The organism is Bacillus sp. A01H (assembly GCF_045277205.1).
GTDB lineage: Bacteria > Bacillota > Bacilli > Bacillales > Bacillaceae_G > Bacillus_A > Bacillus_A paranthracis.
On sequence record NZ_CP117702.1, the window covers coordinates 1691193 to 1714965 of the forward strand.

The 23773-nt window shown below is 36.6% G+C and carries 15 protein-coding genes and 1 riboswitch; of the genes, 8 read left to right on the forward strand and 7 right to left on the reverse strand.

What is annotated here, in order from left to right:
* Positions 1–96 precede the first annotated feature (96 nt).
* The gene (locus tag PSR14_RS09045; RefSeq protein ID WP_169509255.1) at positions 97–15150 is read right to left on the reverse strand and encodes a DUF11 domain-containing protein; all 15054 of its coding nucleotides are present in this window, start codon (positions 15148–15150) and stop codon (positions 97–99) included.
* A gap of 111 nt (positions 15151–15261) precedes the next feature.
* Here PSR14_RS09045 and PSR14_RS09050 point away from each other — a divergent pair, with 111 nt between their 5' ends.
* Entirely contained in the window at positions 15262–16122 is an 861-nt protein-coding gene (locus PSR14_RS09050; RefSeq protein WP_098487352.1) for a GNAT family N-acetyltransferase, read from the forward strand.
* Positions 16123–16156: 34 nt separating this feature from the next.
* Here the strand turns inward: PSR14_RS09050 and PSR14_RS09055 are convergent, their stop codons facing one another.
* Positions 16157–16717: a cysteine hydrolase family protein gene (locus tag PSR14_RS09055; protein WP_000806354.1), complete on the reverse strand. Its 561-nt coding sequence runs from the start codon at positions 16715–16717 to the stop codon at positions 16157–16159.
* 181 nt (positions 16718–16898) lie between these two features.
* Between PSR14_RS09055 and PSR14_RS09060 the strand changes: the two genes are divergently transcribed.
* Entirely contained in the window at positions 16899–17159 is a 261-nt protein-coding gene (locus PSR14_RS09060) for a DUF6123 family protein (RefSeq protein ID WP_001195212.1), read from the forward strand.
* Between the two features lie 2 nt (positions 17160–17161).
* On the opposite strand, the gene PSR14_RS09065 is transcribed toward PSR14_RS09060, so the two are convergent.
* The 3 genes from PSR14_RS09065 to PSR14_RS09075 all read right to left on the reverse strand — a co-directional run bounded on the left by PSR14_RS09065 (position 17162) and on the right by PSR14_RS09075 (position 19410).
* A complete protein-coding gene (locus tag PSR14_RS09065; RefSeq protein ID WP_000711159.1) occupies positions 17162–18067 on the reverse strand; it encodes a DMT family transporter in 906 nt (301 codons plus the stop codon).
* A gap of 13 nt (positions 18068–18080) precedes the next feature.
* Complete coding sequence (locus PSR14_RS09070; protein WP_000573871.1) at positions 18081–18467, reverse strand: reverse transcriptase-like protein; 387 nt, start codon at positions 18465–18467, stop codon at positions 18081–18083.
* A gap of 70 nt (positions 18468–18537) precedes the next feature.
* A complete protein-coding gene (locus tag PSR14_RS09075; protein ID WP_098487353.1) occupies positions 18538–19410 on the reverse strand; it encodes an aldose 1-epimerase family protein in 873 nt (290 codons plus the stop codon).
* A 132-nt stretch (positions 19411–19542) separates the two neighbouring features.
* A riboswitch (PreQ1 riboswitch) is annotated at positions 19543–19587 on the forward strand.
* 6 nt (positions 19588–19593) lie between these two features.
* Between PSR14_RS09075 and PSR14_RS09080 the strand changes: the two genes are divergently transcribed.
* The 3 genes from PSR14_RS09080 to PSR14_RS09090 all read left to right on the forward strand — a co-directional run bounded on the left by PSR14_RS09080 (position 19594) and on the right by PSR14_RS09090 (position 21079).
* Positions 19594–20079 (forward strand): QueT transporter family protein, encoded by a 486-nt coding sequence (locus PSR14_RS09080; protein WP_001026465.1) that lies wholly within the window; start codon positions 19594–19596, stop codon positions 20077–20079.
* Positions 20080–20230: 151 nt separating this feature from the next.
* Positions 20231–20890, forward strand: a complete 660-nt coding sequence (locus PSR14_RS09085; protein ID WP_000875519.1) for a ribonuclease H family protein — start codon at positions 20231–20233, stop codon at positions 20888–20890.
* A gap of 12 nt (positions 20891–20902) precedes the next feature.
* Entirely contained in the window at positions 20903–21079 is a 177-nt protein-coding gene (locus PSR14_RS09090; protein ID WP_000358801.1) for a zinc-finger domain-containing protein, read from the forward strand.
* A 33-nt stretch (positions 21080–21112) separates the two neighbouring features.
* On the opposite strand, the gene PSR14_RS09095 is transcribed toward PSR14_RS09090, so the two are convergent.
* Positions 21113–21361 (reverse strand): DUF2564 family protein, encoded by a 249-nt coding sequence (locus tag PSR14_RS09095; RefSeq protein ID WP_000534391.1) that lies wholly within the window; start codon positions 21359–21361, stop codon positions 21113–21115.
* Positions 21362–21480: 119 nt separating this feature from the next.
* On the reverse strand, positions 21481–21678 hold the full coding sequence (gene cspB, locus PSR14_RS09100) for a cold shock-like protein CspB (RefSeq protein WP_001161727.1): 198 nt from the start codon (positions 21676–21678) through the stop codon (positions 21481–21483).
* A 263-nt stretch (positions 21679–21941) separates the two neighbouring features.
* Between cspB and PSR14_RS09105 the strand changes: the two genes are divergently transcribed.
* The 3 genes from PSR14_RS09105 to PSR14_RS09115 all read left to right on the forward strand — a co-directional run bounded on the left by PSR14_RS09105 (position 21942) and on the right by PSR14_RS09115 (position 23754).
* Positions 21942–22670, forward strand: coding sequence for a YqcI/YcgG family protein (locus PSR14_RS09105; RefSeq protein WP_098487354.1), 729 nt, complete (start codon positions 21942–21944; stop codon positions 22668–22670).
* A 138-nt stretch (positions 22671–22808) separates the two neighbouring features.
* A complete protein-coding gene (locus tag PSR14_RS09110) occupies positions 22809–23441 on the forward strand; it encodes a LysE family transporter (RefSeq protein ID WP_000466557.1) in 633 nt (210 codons plus the stop codon).
* Positions 23442–23460: 19 nt separating this feature from the next.
* The gene (locus PSR14_RS09115) at positions 23461–23754 is read left to right on the forward strand and encodes a hypothetical protein (RefSeq protein ID WP_000286373.1); all 294 of its coding nucleotides are present in this window, start codon (positions 23461–23463) and stop codon (positions 23752–23754) included.
* The last annotated feature ends 19 nt before the right edge of the window (positions 23755–23773 follow it).

Genomic DNA, 23773 nt, shown 5'->3' on the forward strand with positions numbered 1-23773 from the left:
TATATCCTTGGACGAGTTATTGAGTAGGACGATAAAGGTAATGAAAAAGAGATTGTAATTTGGTTTCAACCAAACTACAATCTCTTTTTGTTTCATTTAACGCCACCAAATCCAAGTCCAAAGGTAGTTTCGTATATTCCGAGGAGTAATGCGAATAAAACGTTCCCCGTCAAAGAAGCAACTTAAATTTGGAACTATTTCATCTTCGTTTTCTGGAACAAAAGTGACGATGTTTTCGTTACTTGTAACGGTTACTGTAATTGGTGGATCGGTAGGCGAGGCTTGAAGTTGTAACGAAATATCAGCTGTATTTTTAAATTCATTAGTAACAGGTGGACTTATTACTTGTACTGTGAATAACACAATAATTGTTTCGTTTGGCTCCAAATTAGTAGCGACTAGGAAACCGATATTCGGATTCGCTAGTGGAGAGCGTTCTCCGTTAATGGAGACAGTGCCGTTCATAAACTGTAAGCCTGCTGGAATAGTATCTTGTAAAGAAACATTTGAAAGCGAAATCTCGGAAGTATTCGTAATACGCACAGTGTAATCAAAATATTGATTTAAATAAACGGAGCTGACGGAAGCGTTTTTTATGACTGTCACAGTTACAAATTGAACTGGTATACGAACGATATTTGAATTAATAACGAAAGTAATAATCGGAGCCTGTGGTGTCAATTGGAAAGCGGCTGTAACTGTTGCAGAATTTATAATTGTACTGTTTGAAGGAATAGAAGTTACAAGAACTTTAAATGTTATCGTTGCTACTCTATCTGCAGGTAAAGAGCCGATATTCATACCAGTGTCTGGACGGATATTTGGAACTTGAGTACCATTAATTGATACGCTGTTTTCTATAAATGTTGTACCGGCTGGAATTATATCTAGGACGGAAGTACTGATTGTAGGAGTTGGTGAATGATTTATCACCTCTAATGTGAAAGTTATGATGTCCCCTGTCGCCACGATAGATTTATCGGCTGTTTTTTCAATACTAACCATTGGATCAACTATTATTGTTGTAACAGTATTTGTTTGCTTTGTAACGGTATTTATTTGCCTTGTAATCGTAATAGGAGGTTCGGTTGGACCGACAATAGGTGTATAGGAAATAGTAGCATCGTTATTGATTGTAGATTGAAGAGTAGAAGAAGATATTGTCACTTGGAATGTAATAATAACAGATTCGTTTGGAGCAAGGTTGCCTAGCGTAATACCATTTTCAGGATTCGCATTAGGTTGATTGATTCCGTTAATCGTAACACTACCAATAACGAATGTCGTATCTACTGGTGCCGTGTCTACTAGAAGAAGATCTTCAATAGTGATATTACCACTATTAGTAATCGTAATGGTGTACGTTAAAGTTTGACCAGGTAAGGCACTCGTGAAATCAACAGCTTTTATCGCAATGACATTATCATTTTGGACGGTTGTTGTGACTGTATTTGTTGTCGTCGTATTTGTAACAGGTATGTTATTTGGGTTGACTATATAGTTAAAAGTAGTGATTGCTTGGTTGGTGAGTTCGTTTTGTATTGGAATAGAAGTCACAGTTACTTGGAATGAAGTAATAGCGTCTCCACCAACAATTATAGTACCAATTGGTATGCCACTTACTGGATTAACTCCCGGAAGAGTTTCTCCGTTTACAATAACGCTATTTTCTATAAATGTGGTACCTTGAGGAATTATATCTTGAATGACTACATCATTTGCTGCAACATTACCAGTTTGATTGAGTGTAATCGTATACGTTAACGTATCACCGACAGTTGCAAATGCAAGGTCAACAGCTTTATTACTATTTAAAGTCGCGTGATTAATTTCTGTTACGGCAGCTGATGAAATAATAGTTTCGGTAATAGGTGGTCGATCTGGTAACGTGTATTGAAATTCAATTGTACTCGTGTTAGAGATTGGATTTGTTTGTGGAATCGAAGTAACTCGTACTTGGAATAGAATAGTTGCTGTTGTATTAGGCGGAATGTTCTCAATTTGTATCCCGCTAAGTGGATTGTCATTTGGACGAGCGTTGCCATTCACAATAACACTGTTCTCTATAAAGTTCGTATTTGCTGGGATGATATCTGTCACGATAATGTTTTCTACTTGTATATTCCCATTGTTTGTGATGGAAATTGTGTAAGGGATAATCGTTTGTAGGTCAGCGTATTGGATAGGCGTTGTTTTTGTTGCGACTACAGTAGCAGTAATAACTTCAGTGAAGGTAATATTACTAGTCGATATTTGTTCTTCTCCATTTATCGTATAACGAGAAGTTGATTGATTTTGAACATGGCCGCTAGCTGGAAGCGCTATGACGGTAACAGAAAATGTGACTGGGATAGAAATGTTAGGAGCAATCGTTCCTACAAGTATACCGGTACTTGGATTGGCGTTAAGCTGCGGAATGTTATTTACTAAAACGCTACCGTCAATAAAGGTAGTTCCACCAGGAATATTGTCTGTAAATACAACAGCAGTGGCATCTGTATTCCCTGTATTCGTTAAAGTTGTTGTATAAGTTAAAATGTCACCAATTGTTACAGAAGTCAAATCAACAGTTTTAAGTGAAACGATATCAGCATCATTAATTTGAACGAAAGTAGTGTTGGAATTAATCGATTTTTGAATTGGTGCAAAATCAGGGTTGAAAATAAATTCGTAGACGATGTTTGCAGTATTAGGTGTTGGGTTTATAGCAGGTAAATTCGTAACGGAAACTTGGAACGTTATTGTAGTCGCTTGACTTGACGCAATATTAGGAATAGAAAAACCGATATTTGGATCTGCTGCAGGAAGTACCGTGTTGTTAACTATTACACTTCCTGGAATAAAGACTGTTCCATCTTCTATCGTATCTGTAAAAAAGATGGAGTTAGTTGTAGTGGATCCGTTATTTTGAATGAGTACTGTATATTCAATAGTTTCATCAATATTAGCTAATATTGTATTAGCAGATTTTGTAGCGATAAGAATAGCATCAATAAATTGTATATTTGTAGTATTGGAAGATGTCGTTTCTGAAATTGGTGGTAAGCTTGGGTCTGGCTGATACTCATAGTGGATGACGGCGATATTATTAATGTTATTTTGAGGAGGTATAGAGACTACATTTACTTGGAATGTAACGATAATTGTATTGTTTGGAAGGATAATATTAAGGGTGATTCCGGTAATTGGATTCTCGTTAGGTCTTGGTATACCATCTACAAGAATGCTATTTGGAATGAATGTGGTGCCAGCAGAAATTGCGTCAATTAGGAGAGTATTTGTAATAGGTACTGTACCAGCGTTTGTAACTGCGACTGTATATGTGATGATTTGACCTATGCGTGTAATAGATCTGTTAGCAGATTTAAGTGCACTAACATTTGCTGTACGGACTTCAGTAGTTACTGCATTTGATAACGATCTACGCTGAATAATTGGAGAACTAGGCTCAATTTGGTATTCATACGAAGTGTCTGAAATGTTAATGACTGTATTGCCAGGAGGTATACTTGTAAGTTGTACTTGGAATGAAATAGTGACTGTTTCATCTGGTTGTATCGTGCCAAGAGTTATTCCATTTTCAGGGTTCGCATCAGGCTGAATGACATTATTTATTGATAAGCTATCTTCAATGAATATAGTACCTTCTGGAATATCGTCAATGAACAATGTATTGTTAGCCGGAACAGTTCCTATATTTTGTAGTGTATTTGTGTAGGTAATATTTTGCCCGATGGATACGAAAGTAACATCTGCCTGCTTAACAGAAATAATATTTGCATTTTGAAGTGATGTTGTAACGATATTAGAAGTTGCAGAGCGATTCACTGGGGGAGCTGTAGGAATGCTTACATATTGGTACGTTGCTGAAGATTGATTTACAATTTCGGTTTCAGTAGGTGGATTGTTTGTTTGTACTTGAAATAGTATTGTTTTGGAACTATTTGATGGGATCGTTCCAATTGATATTCCGTTTTCTGGATTTGTATCAGGCTGAAGTACACCGTTAATTGTGACACTGTCGGGAACGAATGTAGTCTCAGCTGGAATCGAATCTGTAAAAATAATATTTATTGCGTCAACATTGCCGATATTTTTCACTTCAGAAATATAAAGTATCGTTCCACCAATATCTACAGTTGTTGGATTGGATGTTTTTGTAATTGTTAATTGTGCTTGCACGAAATTTGTAATGACGATATTACTAGTAGATGTTTCCGTAATAGGCGGTTGCCCTGGATCTGGTTGAATTGTATATGTTGTATTGGATTGATTTGTAATCGATTGTTGCGAGAATGGATCGTTAATAAGAATTTGGAACGAAATAAGGTGAGTAGCGTTTGCTGCTAGGTTAGGCAAAGTAACACCTGCATTTGGATTGGCACCAAGTATAGCTGTTCCGTTAAGTGTAAAACTATTGTCTACGAATGTAGTCCCTTCTGGAATCGTATCTGAAAATAAAAGATTAGTAGCTGGAATATTTCCGGTATTTTCTAGTGTTATCGTATAGGTCAAAATATCCCCTGTTGTCGCTTGTGGTGCATTGACTGCTTTTAAAGAAAGAATATTTGCATCTGAAATTTGTGTAAAAGCTGGATTAGACGTAATTGTTCGAGAGATGATAGGAGCAGTTGGATCTGCGATAAAAGTATAGTCAATACGAGCTATATTAGAAATTGGATTCACGCTTGGAATGGATTGAACGATAACTTGGAATGTGACGGTGACGATTTCTGAAGGTGCAATGGCGTTTAAGGGGATTCCTACGTTTGGATCGGCACCTGGAACTGAAATAGTATTAATGGTCACACTATTAGGAATGAATGCAGTTCCTTCTGGTACTAAATCTGTTAAAGTAACTGTATTTGCAGTTGTATTTCCGTTATTTTGAATGACTACAGTGTAAGTGATTGTACCGTCAGTAGACTGTACGAGGGAATCTGTATTTTTAATTACAGATAGCGATGCATCAACGACAGCTGTATTCACCGTATTAGATGAAGATGTTGCTGTAACTGGTGGTTGACTTGGATCGACAATATACGTGTAACTTGTAAGTGCTTGATTTATAATCGCTCCTTGCGGTGGAATAGAACTTGCAAGGAATTGGAATGTAATCGTAGCAGAATCACCTGGTGCGATAATACCAACTGGAATACCGAGAGTTGGACTTGCATCTGGAAGTGAAATCCCGTTAAGCGTAACACTATTTGGAACAAATAATGCTCCTTCAGGAACTCCGTTAATGAGTAATACAGAGTTTGCAGGGAAATTTCCAGTATTCGTTAATGTTGCTGTATACGTAATGGTATCTCCGATAGATACGATTGATCGATTTGCTTCTAAAACAGTTGTAACAGTCGCGTTATTAATTTGTGTGGAAGCACTATTAGAAGTTATTGTGCCGGTAACAGGAGGAGCCGCCGGATCAACGATGAATGCATATTGAATAGATGCAACGTTTGTAATTGGATTCGAAGGTGGAGTAGATGTAACGATGACTTGGAAAGTAACAGTTAAAGAACTACCCGCGCTAACGGTTCCGATATTCACTCCGCTATTTGGATTTGCACCTGGAATGGTACTTCCATTTACAGTAAAACTATTTTCAACAAAGGTCGTTCCTGCTGGAATGAGGTCTGAGAAATTTACATTCGTAGCATTTGTATTGCCGCTATTTTGAATTAAAACGGTATAAGTGATCGTGTCGCCAATATTTGCAAAGGCTGTACTAGCAGTTTTTACAGCTGAAAGTATTGCTGAATGAATAGAAGTAACGAAGACGTTCGTTTCCACGTTGCCAGGCTGAGCCTGTAATGCATTGCCTACGTTATATTGGAAGTTCACAAATCCTAAGTTCTGGAGTTCAGGAGTGAATGTTGTCGGATTGCTTACAATTTGAACTTGGAATATGATTGTTACAGTTTGATCTGGATTGACTGTATTTATGCCAATACCGCTGGTGATAGAAGCGGATGGTAATGAAGTACCGTCAACAACAACTGATCCTGTAACAAATTGTGTCCATGAAGGTAAAGGGTCTGAGAAAACAACGTTGTTAGCTGGAATATTTCCTGTATTCGTAATCGTAGTTGTATACGTAATCGTATCACCAATCGTTGCAAAAGCATTATCTCCGATTTTAATCGTGTTTAAAATTGCACTTTCGATTTTTGTTGAAACAGTAGTAGAAGTAATGTTTTTTGAAACTGGTGGATTAGTCGGATTAACGATATGTTGAAAGTTAACGCTAGCTTGATTGGTAATTGGATTTATAGGCGGGATTTCATCTGCGATAATATTAAATGCCACAATGACAGATTGGTTTGGCGCGATATCACCAATTGGAACCCCTGTAACGATATCTGCAGTTGGGATGCTAGTTCCGTTAAGTGTAAAACTATTCGGTTCAAATGAAGTTCCATCTGGAATAAGATCGGTAAAAATAACATTTGTTGCACTAACATTTCCGCTATTTGTAATTGTAACGGAGTAGACAATATCTTGCCCAATGTCAACCGTAGATACATTTGAATTTTTTTGTGCAGTAAGGATAGCGCTATTAATTTGTGTGGTTGTTGTATTAGATTGATTAGAAGTTGTAATAGATGGTTGGCTAGGGTCAACGACATAATGATATGTGATAGAAGCAGAATTAGAAATAGGATTAAGTGTAGGAAGTGTAGTAACAGTTGCTTGGAATGTGACAATTGCCGTATTACCACCATTAATGGAACCGATATTTACACCAGTAGATAAATCAGCATTTGGAATGGTTTGCCCATTAACTGTGAAACTATTTGGAACGAAACTTAAATTGCTATCAAGTATATCGATGACGGTAACATCAGTTGCAGCCACATTCCCGGTATTAGGGAGGTTAAGTGTAAATGTTATTGTATTACTAACATCCGCAAAGGTAAGATCTGCCGTTTTTGTACTTATAATATTTGCGTTATTTATTTGAAGAAGCGTAGTGTTGGAAGTAGCTGAACTCGACACTGGAGGGTTAACAGGATCAACAGTAAACTCATATGTCGTTGATGCTGTATTCGGTGCTGGATTAATAGGTGGAATGCTGCTAACTGTAACTTGAAAGACGATACTATATATTTCATTTGGTGGAAGTGCTGCAAGTAATACACCTGTATTTGGATTCGCGTTAGGTTGTAAAACGCCATCGACGGTTAATGTGTTAGGAACAAATGTGAGTCCACTTGGTAATACATCTGTGAATACTATATTAGTTGCATCCGTATTTCCTATATTGGAAATAGAAGTAGTATAAAAGGCAGTTTGCCCGATATCTGCAAAGGATGCACTTTCATTCTTCGTCATAGATAATATGGCTTCTTTAATTTGCGTTGAAACAGGATTGCTAATTGAAGTTTCTGTATCAGGCGGTGAGATTAATTGATAAGATGTTGATGAGAAATTTACAATTGGGTTTTCGGTTGGTAATGAGGTCACGTTTACTTGGAAGGAAACATTTACTGTAGCCCCCGCTGTTATCGGTCCAATATTTACACCGTTTACTGGATTCGCACCACTTTGAGGAACTCCATTAATGGAAAATGTATTTGCAATAAATGTAGTTCCGCTCGGCATAGTATCTGTGAAAATAACATTTTGTGCAGATGAATTTCCATTGTTTGTTAAAGTGACAGTATAAGTGAGTGTATCTCCGATGTGGCTAAATGCTTTATCAACTTGTTTAGATGAAAGAATGGTAGCTGTATTAATTGTAGTAAATGTTGTGTTTGAAGTAACATTTCTTGAAACAACTGGTGCATTTGGATCAGCGATAAATGTGTAAGAAGCAGTAGCGGAATTGGCAATAGGATTTTGGGCTGGTGTAGAAGTAGCGGTAACTTGAAATGCTATAGATATTGAGCTGTTAGGAGCAATTGATCCAATTGTTATGCCGGTATTAGGATTGAGCCCGATTTGTGTAATGCCACCTATTGTAACGCTATCAGTAATAAACGTTGTACCATTTGGTATAAGATCAGTGAAAGTAATATTCGTAGCGTTTGTATTACCGATATTTGTCAAAAGTGTCGTATAGGTAATGGTATCACCTAGTGTTACAAGTGTTTGATCTACAGATTTCACCATCGTTATCATAGCATCTAGTACCGGGTTTGTAACAATATTCGTTGAAGTAGAAGTAGTAGCAGGGGCTCCGTTAGGATCAACAGTATAAGAGTATAAAATCGTATCGTTACCCATAATCGAGCTTGAAGGGGGAACAGAAATAACATTTACTTGGAAAGTAACAGTTACTGTTTCACCTGGAGCGATATTTGGTATAGTTACTCCAAGTGCTGGCTGTGCACCAAGTTGTTGGATGCCATTTATTGTGACCGAATCTGGTACGAAAGTAGTGCTAGGAGGAATGGCACTTGTAAAAGTTATATTCGTAGCTGGTGTATTTCCTGTATTCGTAATAGTCGTTGTATACGTAAGTGTATCCCCGACGGAAATAATAGATTTATCAACACTTTTTGTTGTAGTTAATATTGCACTATTAATGGTTGTTGAAACTGTATTTGATATAGTTGTTTGTAATGCAGAAGGTTGGCTAGGATCAACCACATGTTCAAATTGTACGGAACTAAAATTAGAAATTGGATTTATACTTGGAATGTTTGTGACAAGTACGTTTATCGTAATAGCAACCGTACTACCAGGGTTTATATTTCCAATCTGAATTCCGCTAGCTGGATTTCCAATTTGCTGTGTACCAGAATCGTTTGTAAGTGTTCCGGAAATAAATGTTGTTCCTTCAGGTAAAATATCTGTGAAAATTATATTTTGTGAAGTGACATTTCCAGGGTTACTTAATGTAATTGTATAAGAAATTGTATCGCCAATCGTTGCGAAAGTTTTATCTACAGATTTGATTGCCACAACTTCCCCAGAATTTATTTGTGTTGAAACAGAATTAGATGTCGTACTTCGTGAAACAAGTGGTAAATTAGGTCCTGTCATAAATTGATAATCAATCGAAGCGCCGTTTACAACCGGTGAGTTTGGACCTCCAGGTCCAATTGTGAAAACGGGATTTGGAATGCTAACTACTTGCACACGGAAGGTGACGTTTATAAAATCTCCTGCAATAATATCCCCAATTGGTATCCCATTCGCCGGATTTACCCCAGGCAATAAAACCCCGCCTACTCGAACGCTATCTGGTATAAATATCGTATTGTTTGGAATCGGATCTGTAAAAATGATATTCGTAGCAGTTGTATTTCCTATATTTTCTAATAAAACTGTATACGTTAAAAATGAATTTCCAGGTGCTACGTCAGAAAATAGTCGATCCACACTTTTCGTTGCTTGAATAATCGCTTCGTTAATTTGAACTAAAGTTGGATTACTTGTAGCTATTTCTGTCACGGGTGGTTGGGTAGGATCAACAATGATCGAGTATGTTGTGCTAGATTGGTTCAAAGTTGGGTTTGTAGCTGGTATTGAGCCAACTATGGCTTGAAAGCTAATTGTTGTCGTTCCTCCAACTGGAATTGAGTCTAAAGAGATTCCGCTATCGGGTCTAAATCCAAGTTGTGGGATGGAGTTAATTTGTACACTATCAGGAACGAATGAAAGTTCGGGTGGTAATATATCGATAAAAACAGGTGTGTTTGCGGTAGTATTTCCGCTATTAGTGAGGGTAGTTGTATACGTAATTGTATCTCCAACAGCAGCAAATGCGCTGCTTGCAGTTTTTGTTGCGATAACGGAAGCAGTATTTACTTGTGTAAAGGTTTTATTGGATTGAACTGTTCGGGAAACAGGCGGCTCATTTATATCAACAATAAAGTTATATTGAAGCGATGATTTGTTCGGAAGTGGATTCGGGTTTGGCAGCGTTGTAATGTTTACTTGAAAATTGAGTGTAATCGATGCATTTGCATTCAAGTTACCAATATTGATACCGTTTTGCGGATTTGCATTTGGGACGGTTACACCATTTATTTTAAAGCTATTTGGGACAAAGGTAGTACCATTTGGAATGGAATCTGTAAACACAATGTTGTTCGCAGTAGTATTTCCTGTGTTTGTAATAGATGAAGTGAATGTAATCGTATCACCAATTGTAGCGAAAGTTGTACTCGCATTTTTATTTAAAACTAAAGTAGCATCAATAATTGGAGTAACCGTCGTATTCGTAATTGTGCTATCAACAGCAGGTGATTGGTTTGGGTTCACGGTATACTCATAATTTACAAGAGCATTATTTGTTAATGTGCCACTAGGTGGTATCGCTAAAATTTGTGCTTGAAAAGTAATGAATACAGTATCTCCTGGGGGAATATCTGCTAAGTGAATACCAAGTGATGGATCTAAACCCGGCTGCGGAATATTATTGATAGTTACAGAGTTTTGGACAAATGAAGCGCCTGCGCCGAGTCCATCTGTTAAAACTGTAGCACTAGCAGGAATATTTCCTGTATTCGTAACGGCAATCGTATAAGTAACGATATCCCCAATTGCAGCTGTCGGTGTATTTACTGACTTCGTAGCGACGATTGTAGCGTTATTAATTTGAGTTGTTATTACATTACTTAACGCATTAGCGGATGCTGGAGGTAAGTTAGGATCTATGACATATTGGTACGCTGTATTGCTTTGGTTCGGGATTGGATTTGGACTAGGAATGGAATTTACTATTACTTGAAATGAGATTGTTGCACTTGTATTAGGGTTTATTGGATCAATTGCAATCCCACTTGCTGGATTTGTATTAGGGAGTGCATTTCCATTTACTGTTACACTATTAGGGATAAATGATGTTCCGTTTGGAAGTACATCTGTAAAAATTACATTTGATGCAAGTGTGTTCCCGTTATTCGTTAAAGTAGTCGTGTACGTAATCATATCATTTACGTTAGCAAACTGTTTATCTGCCGATTTTACAGCGGCAATTGTAGCATTATTAATAGTCGTCTGTACGGTGTTAGATGCCACCAGCTGCGTTACAATTGGTTTGGATGCGTCGTACATGTATTGGAATGTAGTGCTCGATTGATTCGTAATCGGATTTGGACTAGGAATAGTTGGTACAGAAACTTGGAATGAGACAGTACGTGATGAATTCGCTCCTATTGTACCAATTAAAATGCCATTAGCAGGGTTTGCATTAGCTATAGGAACCCCGTTAATCGTTACAGTGTTAGGAAGGAAGATGGTACCAGCTGGAATGATATCTGTAAACGTTACATTGGAGGCAGGGATATTGCCGTTATTCGTTAAAATCGTTGCATAAGTTATGACATCACCAACATCAGCGAAATTTGTACTTGTTAGTTTCGTAGCGACAATATTAGCAGTATTAATTTGTGTCGTTACTATATTACTAGTAGCATTTCTCACAACAGCAGGTAAATTTGGGTCAGCAATAAAGTTATATTGCAGTGCAGCACTGTTTTGAATTGGATTTTGTGTAGGCAAACTACTTGCGCTTATTTGAAAAACAATCGTTGTAAATCCGCCAGCAGGAATTGTCCCGACTTGAAGACCGGTACTTGGGTCTGCACCTAGCTGTAAAGCACCGCCTATAAAAGTACTATTTGGTACGAGAGTTGTGCCGGAAGGGAGTATATCGGTAACAACTACATTATTCGCTGGAGTATTTCCTGGGTTAGCTAGGGCAATGGTATATGTGATTGGTTGCCCAACATCAGCAATAGTTAAATCTACCTGTTTAACAATAACTACATTTGCTACATTAATTTGTGTACTTACAGTATTACTTAAAGATGTTTCTATAGTTGGTGGATCGCCCGGATTTAGAATAAAGCTATATTGTGTACTAGATGAATTTATTGTTGGGTTTTGTGTTGGTAAAGAGGTGACAGTTACTTGATAAGAGACGGTAAGTGAGCCGTTAGCAGGAATGGAAGGTAACGGAACACCGACATTTGGATCGGCGTTATTTTGGAGTACACCATTAATAAGGAACGTGTTTTGGATAAAGGTAGTCCCGTCTGGATTTGTATCTACGAAAGTAGGACTATCAGCAGAAACACTTCCTGCATTCGTTAAAACGACGGTATAAGTTAATACATCCCCTACAGTAGCGAACCCTTTATCTACTGTTTTAGCTGAAATGACATTTGCATCGTTTACTTGCGTAAATGTAGTAGTTGAAGTAGTGTTCTTACTTACAGGCGAAGCGTTTGGATCAACAATAAAGTTATAAGAAATGGAGGCACTATTTGAAATAGGGTTTGGGTTTGGAATGCTAGTGATTAATACTTGGAATGAAGCTGTAATCGTAGTATTAGCATTGATGCTACCAATATTGATGCTAGCTGGTGTTGCGCCCGGCTGAGTAACACCGTTAACGATAACACTGTTCGGTACAAAGGAAGTCCCGTTCGCTATTGAATCGGATAGTACTACATTGTTTGCTGTAACATTCCCATTGTTTGTAAGAGCAAAGGTGTAAGTTAATACATCTCCAACTTCCGCAAACGTTTTATCTACAGATTTAGTAGCTTGAAGGTTTGCTAGTCTAATTGTTGATGTAACAGAATTAGAATTTGCTGTTTTTGAATTTGGTGGCAGACTAGGATTTACAGTGTATAAATAAGAAGCGAAAGCATTGTTAATGATAGGATTTTGGGCGGTAATATTGATGACAGTTACTTGGAAAGAAAGTGTAAAAGTAGCTCCGCCGGGAATTGTGCCAATAGGCAAAGCAACGAGAGAATTTACATTTTGCAAAACACCGTTTAGTGTTACAGTACCTGGAGTCAATATTGTCCCATTTGGAAGTGGATCTGTTAGTTGTACGTTCGTTGCAGCTGTATTTCCACTGTTTGAGATAAGGATTGTATAACTGATTGTATCGCCGATTGTAGCAAATTGTTTATTTGTTGATTTTGTTAATGCTAAATTCGCATTGTTAATTTGAGTGGAAACGAGATTAGAAGAAATGTTTTTTGTAACGGGTGATTGGCTTGGATTGACAGTGTACTGATAAGAAGCGCTTGATCCATTAGATACGACATTTAGCGTGGGTATTGTATTTACAACTACTTGAAATGAAACATTTTTTGTTGTACCAGTTGGGATCGATCCAATGTTCACACCGTTAGCGGGATTTGCTCCCACTTGTGTTGTGCCATCTATTGTTAAACTGTTAAGGACAAAAGTGGTTCCAGTAGGAATGGCATCTGTAAACATAACATTGTTTGCACTTGTATTACCTGTACCTGTAAAGGAAACGGTGTACGTTAGTGTATCACCAATATCGGCAAAATTTTTATCTACCGCTTTTGTCATTGTTACAGTAGCATTATTCACTTGAGTGGAGACAATATTCGTCGTATCAGTCCCGCTTACTGCCGGTTGATTTGGTACAGGAATGTATTGATAAGTTGTAGTCCCGCTATTTAATATGGGGTTTGTTTGGGGGATAGATGGAACGGATACTTGGAATGAAATAGTAGTCGTAGAATTAGCAGCAATAGACCCAATTGATATACCATTTGCGGGATTCGCTCCAGCTTGCGTAATTCCGTTAACAGTTACACTTCCTGGAACGAAAGTAGTCCCGCTAGGAATCGGATCCGTATATATAACGTTCGTTGCAGCAATATTCCCTATATTAGCTAAGGCGATACTGTAAGTTAACGTTTCACCAATATCGGTAAAAAGTTTGTTAACTGATTTTGTGCCATTAATATCTGCGAGGTTAACTTGTGTTCCAGCAGAGTTGCTTGTTGCAAGACCGTTAAAAGTCGTTCCTCCAGCGATTGGTGTATATTGAAATGTAATATTAGCAGTGTTGGAGATAGGATTTTGATTTGGAAAAGAAACGACAGTAGCTTGGAAAGTTACTGTACGAGAAGCGCTGTTATTAATGGTTCCAAGAGATATACCAGCGGCCGGATTTGCATTCGTTTGCGGGACATTATCTACTGTTACAGTTCCAGGTATAAAGGAAGTACCGTTAGGAAGAATGTCTGTAAAAATAACGTTATTGGCGGGGAGAAGCCCTGTATTAGGGATAGTAACTGTATAAGTGAGAACGTCTCCAATTGCTGCAACACTTTTATTCACGCTTTTTGTTGCTTGTATGTTAGGTGAATTTATGTTGATTTGTAAACCGACTGTATTCAACATATATGCGTCTCCGTTAGTTGTTAAACGGATTGCGGCGGACACTTGAGAATTTGTTAAATAAGGAGAAATATCAATGGAAGTAATGTCCCAGCCCTGTCTTCCAGCGGAGATGTTTGTACCTGTAGAAGCACTTTGATTTCGCGTTCCAAATGTCCCGGTTGTATCTAAGTTTCCAGCGGCATTATTAATTTGAGAACCGAAGAAATTATTTACAGCATTGTTAGGTCCAGATAAGGCATTTAATGAACTGAAATTTGGCCCGAATAGAGCCTGATCCCCAATTAAATCAGCATCTCCTTCGGTAGAACTTAAAAACAATCTCCCGCTTACAGGCCCTCCTGAAGGTGTTAAAAATCCTGAAACAGATACATCGGCACTACCAGTTTCTGCAGAAACCCGGTTGCCTGCTACATAAATGGTTAAATTTCTTGCAGGTAATGTTCCATTTTGGTAAGCGACGATAAGCGTCCACCCAGCTGAATTAATTGTTCCGTTAGAAGCATCTATAGGATCTACAAGTCCAGGGACAGAGCCGGTTGTATAAGAGCCAGATCCTCCTGCTTGAATGAGGGATGTTACATCTGCAGAACGTGTATAGAATCCAAATGTGATAGATCCAGAAACGAATGTTTGATTGGAAGCGGTAACAGCCGATGGAGTAATCGAGTATGTTGAAACAGGTGTTGTAAAAGAAACAGGATTGCCTAATACGTTCGTAATGTTTTGATCACGAGATAAATAGTTTCCGCCCCAAACGAGTTCTGCGTAAAGAATCGTACTACCAGCAGGTATATTTAAAAGAGCGGTAGAACTATTTTGTGTATAGTTTAATGTTGTACCAGCAGGAAAAGAAGTTACTTGTAAAGCGGTATTGGTAGTTATAAATGCGCCAATTGCCCCGATTGTACCAGCACGGTTTTGATTACTGATTTTACTTAAACCGAGTGTGTTTCCTGTAATCGCAAGTGCGCCGTTAGTGGTGGTAGAAAATCGATTTGTAATGGGCATGTTGTCACCTCATTTACAATATAGTCTTGGTCAAAATAGGATATGTGTGTGACAAATAAAGGGTAACATGTACAAGTTGAATTGGGAAGATGGCTAGATAAGGGGTGGAGTATGATTGAATTGGAATTTAGCGTGGATCGTCTTAAGGAAGAACAAATAGGCGATATTGTAGCATTATCATCTTATATTGGTTGGGATTATAATAGGGAAGAAGTTGAAACAATTTTTAACTCAGGTATTGTATACGGCGTATGGAATGAGAGAAAGGAACTTATTGCTAGCGCAGCAATAATATTATATGGGGAGGCGTTGGCATCTATCGGAATGGTAATTGTACATCCAGATTATAAGGGAAGAGGAATTGGAAAGATGATTACAAATTCATGCATGAATAGCGTATCAGCTCAAACTCCATTTATGCTTATTGCTACGGATGAAGGAAAACCTTTATATGAAAAATTAGGATTTAGAGCAGTAAGTTATGTTTCTAAATACATATGTAACTCGTACAATGCGAATGATTATTGTGTAAGAAATGAAGATTATGTGATGAACTATGAAGAGGGTGAGTTAGAAAAAATAATAAAAATAGATGAATATGCGTTTGGAACAAATAGAAAAGAGTTTTTAAAGAAAAGAATTATGCAAAGTGAACAGTGCACTGTTGTAAGGGACAAGGAACAAAATGTATTAGGTTACGGTTTAAGCATACAAACATCAGAAAATAAAATAATAGGACCGGTTGTTGCTAAAAATGATGAGATGGCAATGAGAATTGTACATGATTTAGCAAAAGGGCATAATGGTAAATTAAGAATTGATGTACTAGAAGGAAAGAAAGATTTCATGAAAGTATTAGAGATTACTGGTTTTAAAAAGGTGAATACACCACCAATTATGATGAAAAATAGCGGTCAATTATTAAAAAGGAATAATGAGTTATATAGCATTGCAGCACAAATTTTTGGGTGAAAAAGAATCCTTCTGAACGAAGGATTCTTTTTCGCTAATCACGATATTGATTATGAGTCGGCTGAAAGAGGTCTTCCTCGATATCCCTTACCATAGAAAAATGATCAACATTATAATGACCATGGAGAATTTTATTATGGTGAGAGATAATTTGTTCTGCAGTCAATACGTCAGAATCAGTTGTGGAATGACCGTTTTTAATTAATGTAACATCAAATCCTTGTACAGTTGCTGTTCGAACAGCGGTGTCGATACAATGTTCTGTTTTACATCCACCTATAACGATATGGTTAATTTTTTCTTCTTTTAACAGTTCAAGTAAAGAAGTACCATAGAATGAATTTGTTGCGGCTTTATTAATAAGGATTGCAGATTGAGGTACTTGAATTTGATTATGTACTTCAAAGCCTTCTCCGCTACCAGAAGCAACATCGATATCTCTTACGAAAACAATAAGGGCATTGGCATCTATTGCTTTCTGCACGGCTGTATTGAGTGTAGATAATAATTCGGTTTTACGAAAAACTTCACTTTCTTGTTCATTTCCATCCATTAATTCTTGCTGCGCATCGATAATTAATAGTGCTTGTTTCATCGTGTCTCCCCTTTAATATGAAATAAGTTCCACTGTACATATTCCTCCATATTATAAGGAAATCCTCCATTGCAAGTAGAGTATAGGCTGATTTACAAAGTTGTCAAAGAAATTTCATTCTCATGGCGTATAAAAACATGTATGATAGGAAGTGGAGAATTTTTGAGTAGGTGGGAATAACATGCAAACAGTAGAAGATTATCTTTCATTCTTACATACGAAAGGATTTAAATTATCAGAGGAAGCACAAGGATTTATTATGTTCGGACAAGGATATACGGGTGCATCTGATGGCATTGTAAACGCAGCAATAGAAGCGACAATTAAGCATCAATTGCAGTTTGATGGCAGTTATTTTGTTGCGTTATTAGAACGATTGAAAGAAGAAGAGATTACAGATAAAAAAAGCGCTAAGGCTTTTATGCGGAAGTTACAAGCGTAACTTCACGCAGCCTGCGCTTCTTTTTTTGTTTTAGAAGGTAATTCAACAAAAACCATGCCTAGGAAAATACAGAGGCATCCGATAATAGCGGAAATAGAAAGTTGTTCGTTTGCAACGAGAACGCCTGTTAAGGCAGCGAAAACGGGCTCCATTGCGAAAATAATTGCTACTCTCGTTGGAGACGTATGTTTTTGTGCTGATGTTTGAATGAAAAAAGCAATGGATGTCGCGAACAGAGAAGTTAGAAATAGAGCAAATAAAAAGGAAGAATTCGTCCATAGTGCTACTGAAAATAATTTTTCCCAATCTTCAAACAAAAAGGCGCAAATAGAAGAAAACATACCGACAGCTAATACTTGCGATGTGCTTAACAATAAAGGTGATATTTTTTTAGAGAAGAAGCCGTTAACGAGAATATGAGCAGCGAAAGCAACTGCACAACCGAGAACGAGTATATCTCCAATGTTTAATTGAAAAGAATCACCTGCTGTTAATAAATATAAACCCGCTGTTGCTACAGCAATGCCAATTACGATAAAAATAGTAGCTTTTTGTTTTAAAAAGATAAAAGACAAGATTGGTACCATAACGATACTAAGCCCTGTTAAGAAACCAGCTTTTGAAGAAGTTGTATAAAGTAAGCCGAATGTTTGTAATACATAGCCGACGCATAAAAAGAATCCAACGGTTAATCCAGCGAGGCTACTCTGTTTTATATGTTGTTTTGAAGTTTTTTTTGAGAAAATCATTTGAACGAATAATAAAATGATTCCAGCGAATAAAAAACGTATACCATTAAAAGTAAATGGTCCAACGAAAGACATAGCATTTTGAACGACAACAAATGTAGCTCCCCAAATAAAAGACACAAATAATAAAGCAAGAGGAGCGATCCAATCTTTTTTCACACTCATACCCCCGTTAATTTTGTAAGATAGCTTTTCTAGCTAACTCATCAGCAACTTTATTTTGACTACTTGGAATCCACTTAATAAAAAAGAGATCGAAACTTTTTATGTACTGCAGTGCTTCCTCTAATAGTGGTGCAAACATTTTATTTTTTGCGTATTCTTTTTCGACAGCCCTCTCCACAAGTTGCGAATCTGTACGAAAAGAGACAATGTTATAATTATGCTCCATGCAATATTTTAATGCCGCAAGTAAAGCGTGGTATTCTGCTTCATGATTGGACATTGTCCCAAGGGGCAATGATAATTGTACAGCTGGTTGAACCCCTTTAATAAATACGCCTGCACCAGAAGGACCAGGATTTCCTTTTGATGCACCATCAATATATACTTCAATCAAAATGAGAAACCTCCAAATGATAAGATGATCCCCTACCTATATGTTTCTTTGAAGTAGGGGATAGAGTAACTTAGCCGATTGTAATACTATAACGACATGTAAATGTTTCATTCGCTTGTAAAGATTGAATTCCTTTTTTTTCCTTGAAATCTTTTGTTGGATTTACTTCATCAGCAATTCCGTACCAAGGTTCAATACATAAGAAAGGTGCATTCTCGCCTGGTGTCCATACGCCGACAAATGGGAATCCGTCAAATTCTACTTTTACGAATTTATTATGTTTATGAGAACGGATGGAGATTTCATCTGTATTCATATTTTCAAAAATAAGTGCATCGTTTTTAAATAGGTCGTATGTAAGTGGCAACTCATTCGTACTTTCAGCAATTAGTTGCTTCTTATTTGAAAGGTAAGGTCCTTCTAATACGCTCGTTTCTAAACGCTCTGGACCATTAAAAGATAGATGGTAATCTGTAAATGACTCGCCCTCTAATAACGGGAAATTGAAACCAGGATGTGCTCCGATTGAGAAGAACATCTCTTTTGAAGCAGGGTTATTCACTTCGTATGTTACATGAACGGTTTGTCCGTCTAGTTCATAAGAAACGAGTAATTCGAATTCATATGGGTATTTTTTTAATGTTTCTTCATTACTAGTTACAATGTAGGTGATTTTCGTTTCACTTTGTTCTTCTACAGAGAATGTAAGATCACGAGCAAAGCCGTGTTGTGTTAAAGAATAAGGTTTACCATCTACGTAGTATGTATTATCTACTAATCGGCCGACGATTGGGAATAAAATTGGTGCACGGCGTCCCCAATAAGTAGCATCACCTTGCCATAAGTATTCTGTATTGTCTTCTTTTAAGAGAACGCTTTGTAATTCTGCACCTTTGTCAGAGATGGTAACGATCACTTTTTCATTTTGAATTGTTGCAGTCATGAAATAAAACCTCCTAAATCTTTCATATATTTCATTATACGTTGTCTAAAAGAAAAAGGGTAGTTCATGGTAGGAATCTATTGACGAAAGGGGGGCTAACGCGTAAAATATAATCTTGTTGCTTAAAAAACGAATAACGTGGTTCGAAACCATCCCACGTAAAAAAACTAAGGAGATTTTGTCATGAATATTAGAACTTTAGTCGGTAATGGTATTTTAGCGGCATTATATATTGCTGTTTCTATGCTTATTCAGCCATTTGGCTTTACGAATGTACAGTTTCGTATTTCAGAGATGTTTAATCATCTCGTTGTATTTAATAAGAAAGCAATTTACGGAATTGTATTAGGTGTATTTTTAACGAATCTCTTTTTTTCACCTATGATCGCTTACGATTTAGTATTTGGAGTAGGGCAATCTATTCTTGCATTAGCTGCAACGATTATTTCTATGCGATTTATTAAAGGTGTTTGGGCTCGTATGATTTTTAATACAGTCATTTTTACAATTACAATGTTTATGATTGCAATTGAACTTCATCTTGCATTTGATTTACCATTCATGTTGACTTGGTTAACATGTGCAATCGGTGAATTTGTTGTTATGGCGATTGGTATGCCTGTAATGTACTGGATTAATAAACGAGTACAATTTGAAAGATTTATGTAATAGATGAAAGAGCTATTCCTATAGGGATAGCTCTTTTTGCATGTGATAATATTGAATATAATTCTTTGACTCTTGATAAAATATAATAAAATAAAGTGAGGCTTTCATTAGCTGGATACATATAAGAAGTCTTACATAAGGGGAATCTAGTATGAAATATAAAATTCATTGGTTGTATAAAACAAAACGCGGTTTTCAGACGGAATTAACGACAGATTATATGAACATAGAAGAAGCACTTCAATTTGCGGAGGATTTCGAGAAAACAGGAAGAGTGAAAGAAGTATTATTTTACGATGAAATGGATGCAGAATGGTCATTAAAGGAAATGAAGAAGCTGAGCAAACAAGTGGAGGAAGAACCCCAAGAAATACTCGTTTATTTTGATGGCGGCTATGATGTACAGACGAAAGAAGCTGGTATAGGCATATGTGTATACTATAAAAAAGGAAATACAAAATACCGAATTCGCCGTAATGCATATATAGAAGGCATATATGATAATAATGAAGCGGAATATGCATCATTACTATATAGCATGAATATACTCGAGGAATTAGGGATTAAGTATGAAGCGGTCACGCTTCGCGGAGATTCTCAAGTTGTACTGCAGCAATTGGCTGGAGAATGGCCTTGTTATGATGAACATTTAAATCATTATTTAGACCAAATTGAGCAAAAAGCAAAGCAAATGAAATTAAAACTTGTATGTGAGCCTATATCAAGAAAACAAAATAAAGAAGCACATCAATTAGCTACGCAAGCATTAGAAGGAACAGTGATTGATAGTCATAAAGAAATAACCGAATAGAGAGGTGCAAAGGTGGATAAAAAGCAACTCATTACAGAGGTAAATGACTTATTAGAAACGTATTGTGAAGGATGTTTTTTGCGAGAACATAATCGAAAGACAAATAGTAAGTATTATGCTCATTCCTTTTGTATAAGACAATGTACAGTTGGAGAAACATTGAAAAAATATGGGGAACAGTTGTCATGAAAAAACATCCAGAGAAAACTCTCTGGATGTTTTTTAGTGCTTCGCTTCATTTAATTGATGCTCACACTCGCTTAATTTCTTTTCCTCATTTATTAAAAATGGCTCGTCTAAATCTGTTGCAACAGATTTCATAATTTCAAGCTGAGAGCGAGCTGCTTCTACAGCAGTAGTAGCATGCTCTAATGTATCTGGATCCATTGAAATTGTCGCTGATCCTACCATTTTTTGTGCTGTTTCTACACGGAATTTCACTTCTTCAAAATCATTTACTTCTGATCCCATTAATAATTCCTCCTTTGTATAGTGCGCATTTCACATAGTTTTTGCTCTGGAAAACGGAAATATACAAAGGAATAACAAAGGAGGTTACCAAGTAAGGTAACCTCCTGTCATATGTTGGATTAAAGTTTTACTACGTTAGCAGCTTGAGGTCCACGGTTTCCTTCAGTGATATCGAAAGATACTTCTTGACCTTCTTCTAAAGCTTTGTAGCCTTCGCCTTGAATAGCAGAGAAATGTACGAATACATCGTCAGCGCCTTCAATTTCGATAAATCCAAAACCTTTTTCGTTGTTAAACCATTTTACTTTTCCTTGCATGTTACAATTCCTCCTAAAAACATTTGCTTTTTTCATTTAGTGAAATTCATTTGAAAAGATAATATAAACTAAAAATGCTATAATCTTGAATATTCTGCTAAATGATTAATTTAAATATACACGAATTGGGAGAATTTAGTCAAGTAAGCGATTTTATTTTTTTGTATTTTTAAATAATTTTTTAACCAAATTTTTAAATAGGTATAGGACAGGCCAAGTATGTAATAGTCTTAATTGAATGCTATACATAATGGGGTGAAAGAATGAATGAGTCTTATTTATTAGATAATGAAGGAATGAGAATGAGAAACGACATACCGAATTGGGTTGAAAAGGAATTTGAAAATTTTTCTAACGTCGTATTAGAACCAACTTTCCCATGTTATTTTGGTTTAACTGCTTTGAAAAAGAATGAACTTCGCTATTCCTTTCTATCTCATAATGATTGGAGTCATTTGCCGCATACAATGTTATCTTTTTTAGAGCTAATGAAAGAGCGTCCAATTGTAAGAAGAGGCTTTTTTCTTTTTGTAGAACCGGAATGTGAGGAGCAATCACTGGAATATTACCGCGATTACTTTTGGAAAGTACTACAATATTTACATGAAAACGATAAGGAAACATGGCCAAAGCAAATTCCTAAAGACCCAGACCATTACTTATGGGAATTTTCATTTGGCGGGGAACCGATATTCGCATTTGGAAACGCACCAGCCTATAAACAACGAAAAACTAGGCATTTAGGAAATTCTCTCGTTATTGGATTTCAGCCACGTACTATATTTGATGGATTAGAAGGGGATCGTCCTAAAGGAGCATATTCTAGGCAAACGGTCCGTGAGCGAGTTGAAAAGTGGGATCAGCTGCCGAAACATCCTAACATTAGTCATTATGGTGATCCGGATCATCGTGAATGGAAACAATACTTTATAGGAGACGATGTAGAACCGTTAAAAGGAAAATGTCCTTTTCTTCATAAGATAGAAAAGTAAGAGTCATCATCTGGATGGCTCTTTTGCATATTTTGGATAAAAAAGGGTATTTTAGTAGTAAATATTTTGAGGGAAGCTAGTCTATTTTTAATTATTACATCATTACTTAATAGTAAAGGAAGTAGAAAGGATAGAGTGATGTTTGGAGCGATTATACAACAAATTGTATTAGGTATTTCATTAGCTGCGCCAGTAGGTCCGATTAATATTGAAATGTTAAAACGAGGAATTGAACGAGGTTTTTGGCATGCGTGGGTTGTTGGAATTGGTGGAATGACAGCAGATATTTTGTTTATGCTTCTCATCTATTTCGGTTTATCTTCTCTGTTTATGTATACATATGTACAAGCTTTTATGTATTGCACAGGGTTTTTCTTATTATTTTATTTAGGATTTCAAAGTGTAAAACAAGGAATTTCTCAATCGAATATGGAATATAAAAAAGAAGAGGTAGGCGGCCTTAAACAATCGTTTATGGCAGGTTTTTTAATTGCGATATCCAATCCATTAAATCTTGTTTTTTGGTTTGGTATATACGGAAGTACACTTAGCTCATTGCTTACGAAGGTAACGAAACAAGAAGCCTTTTTGTATAGTCTTTGTATTATCGTTGGTATTATTTTATGGAATGTAAATATTGCTTTTTCTGTCCATTTTGGCAGAACTTTATTAAAGCAAAAAGCACTTGGCTATATAACAGCCGGAGCAGGTATTATTTTAGTAGGATATTCTATCCATTTTGCATACAAAGCTTTACAGTTGTTCACATAAGATTGAAGGGGAGATTTTTATGTATCGAACCACTATTGACGGAAAAGAAATCATTATTACGTTAGCACCAAAAATCAGAAAAGAAATTACTGATAGAAATCCACTATATGAAGCGGTATTTCAGAATGCAGCAAGATTACTACAAACAAAGCAACCAACGTTTGCTGTAAATCATGAAATATTTGGGCTTATCATTGGAGAGGTACAAAGAGGAGAAGTAACAGTGTTTGCGGTGGAACATATTATTCCGAAGCAAAATATATTTGGACCGAACAATTTTTTCTCGACAATAGAGCAACAGGCAAATTTGTAAAGCGTATAGAATAAGATAT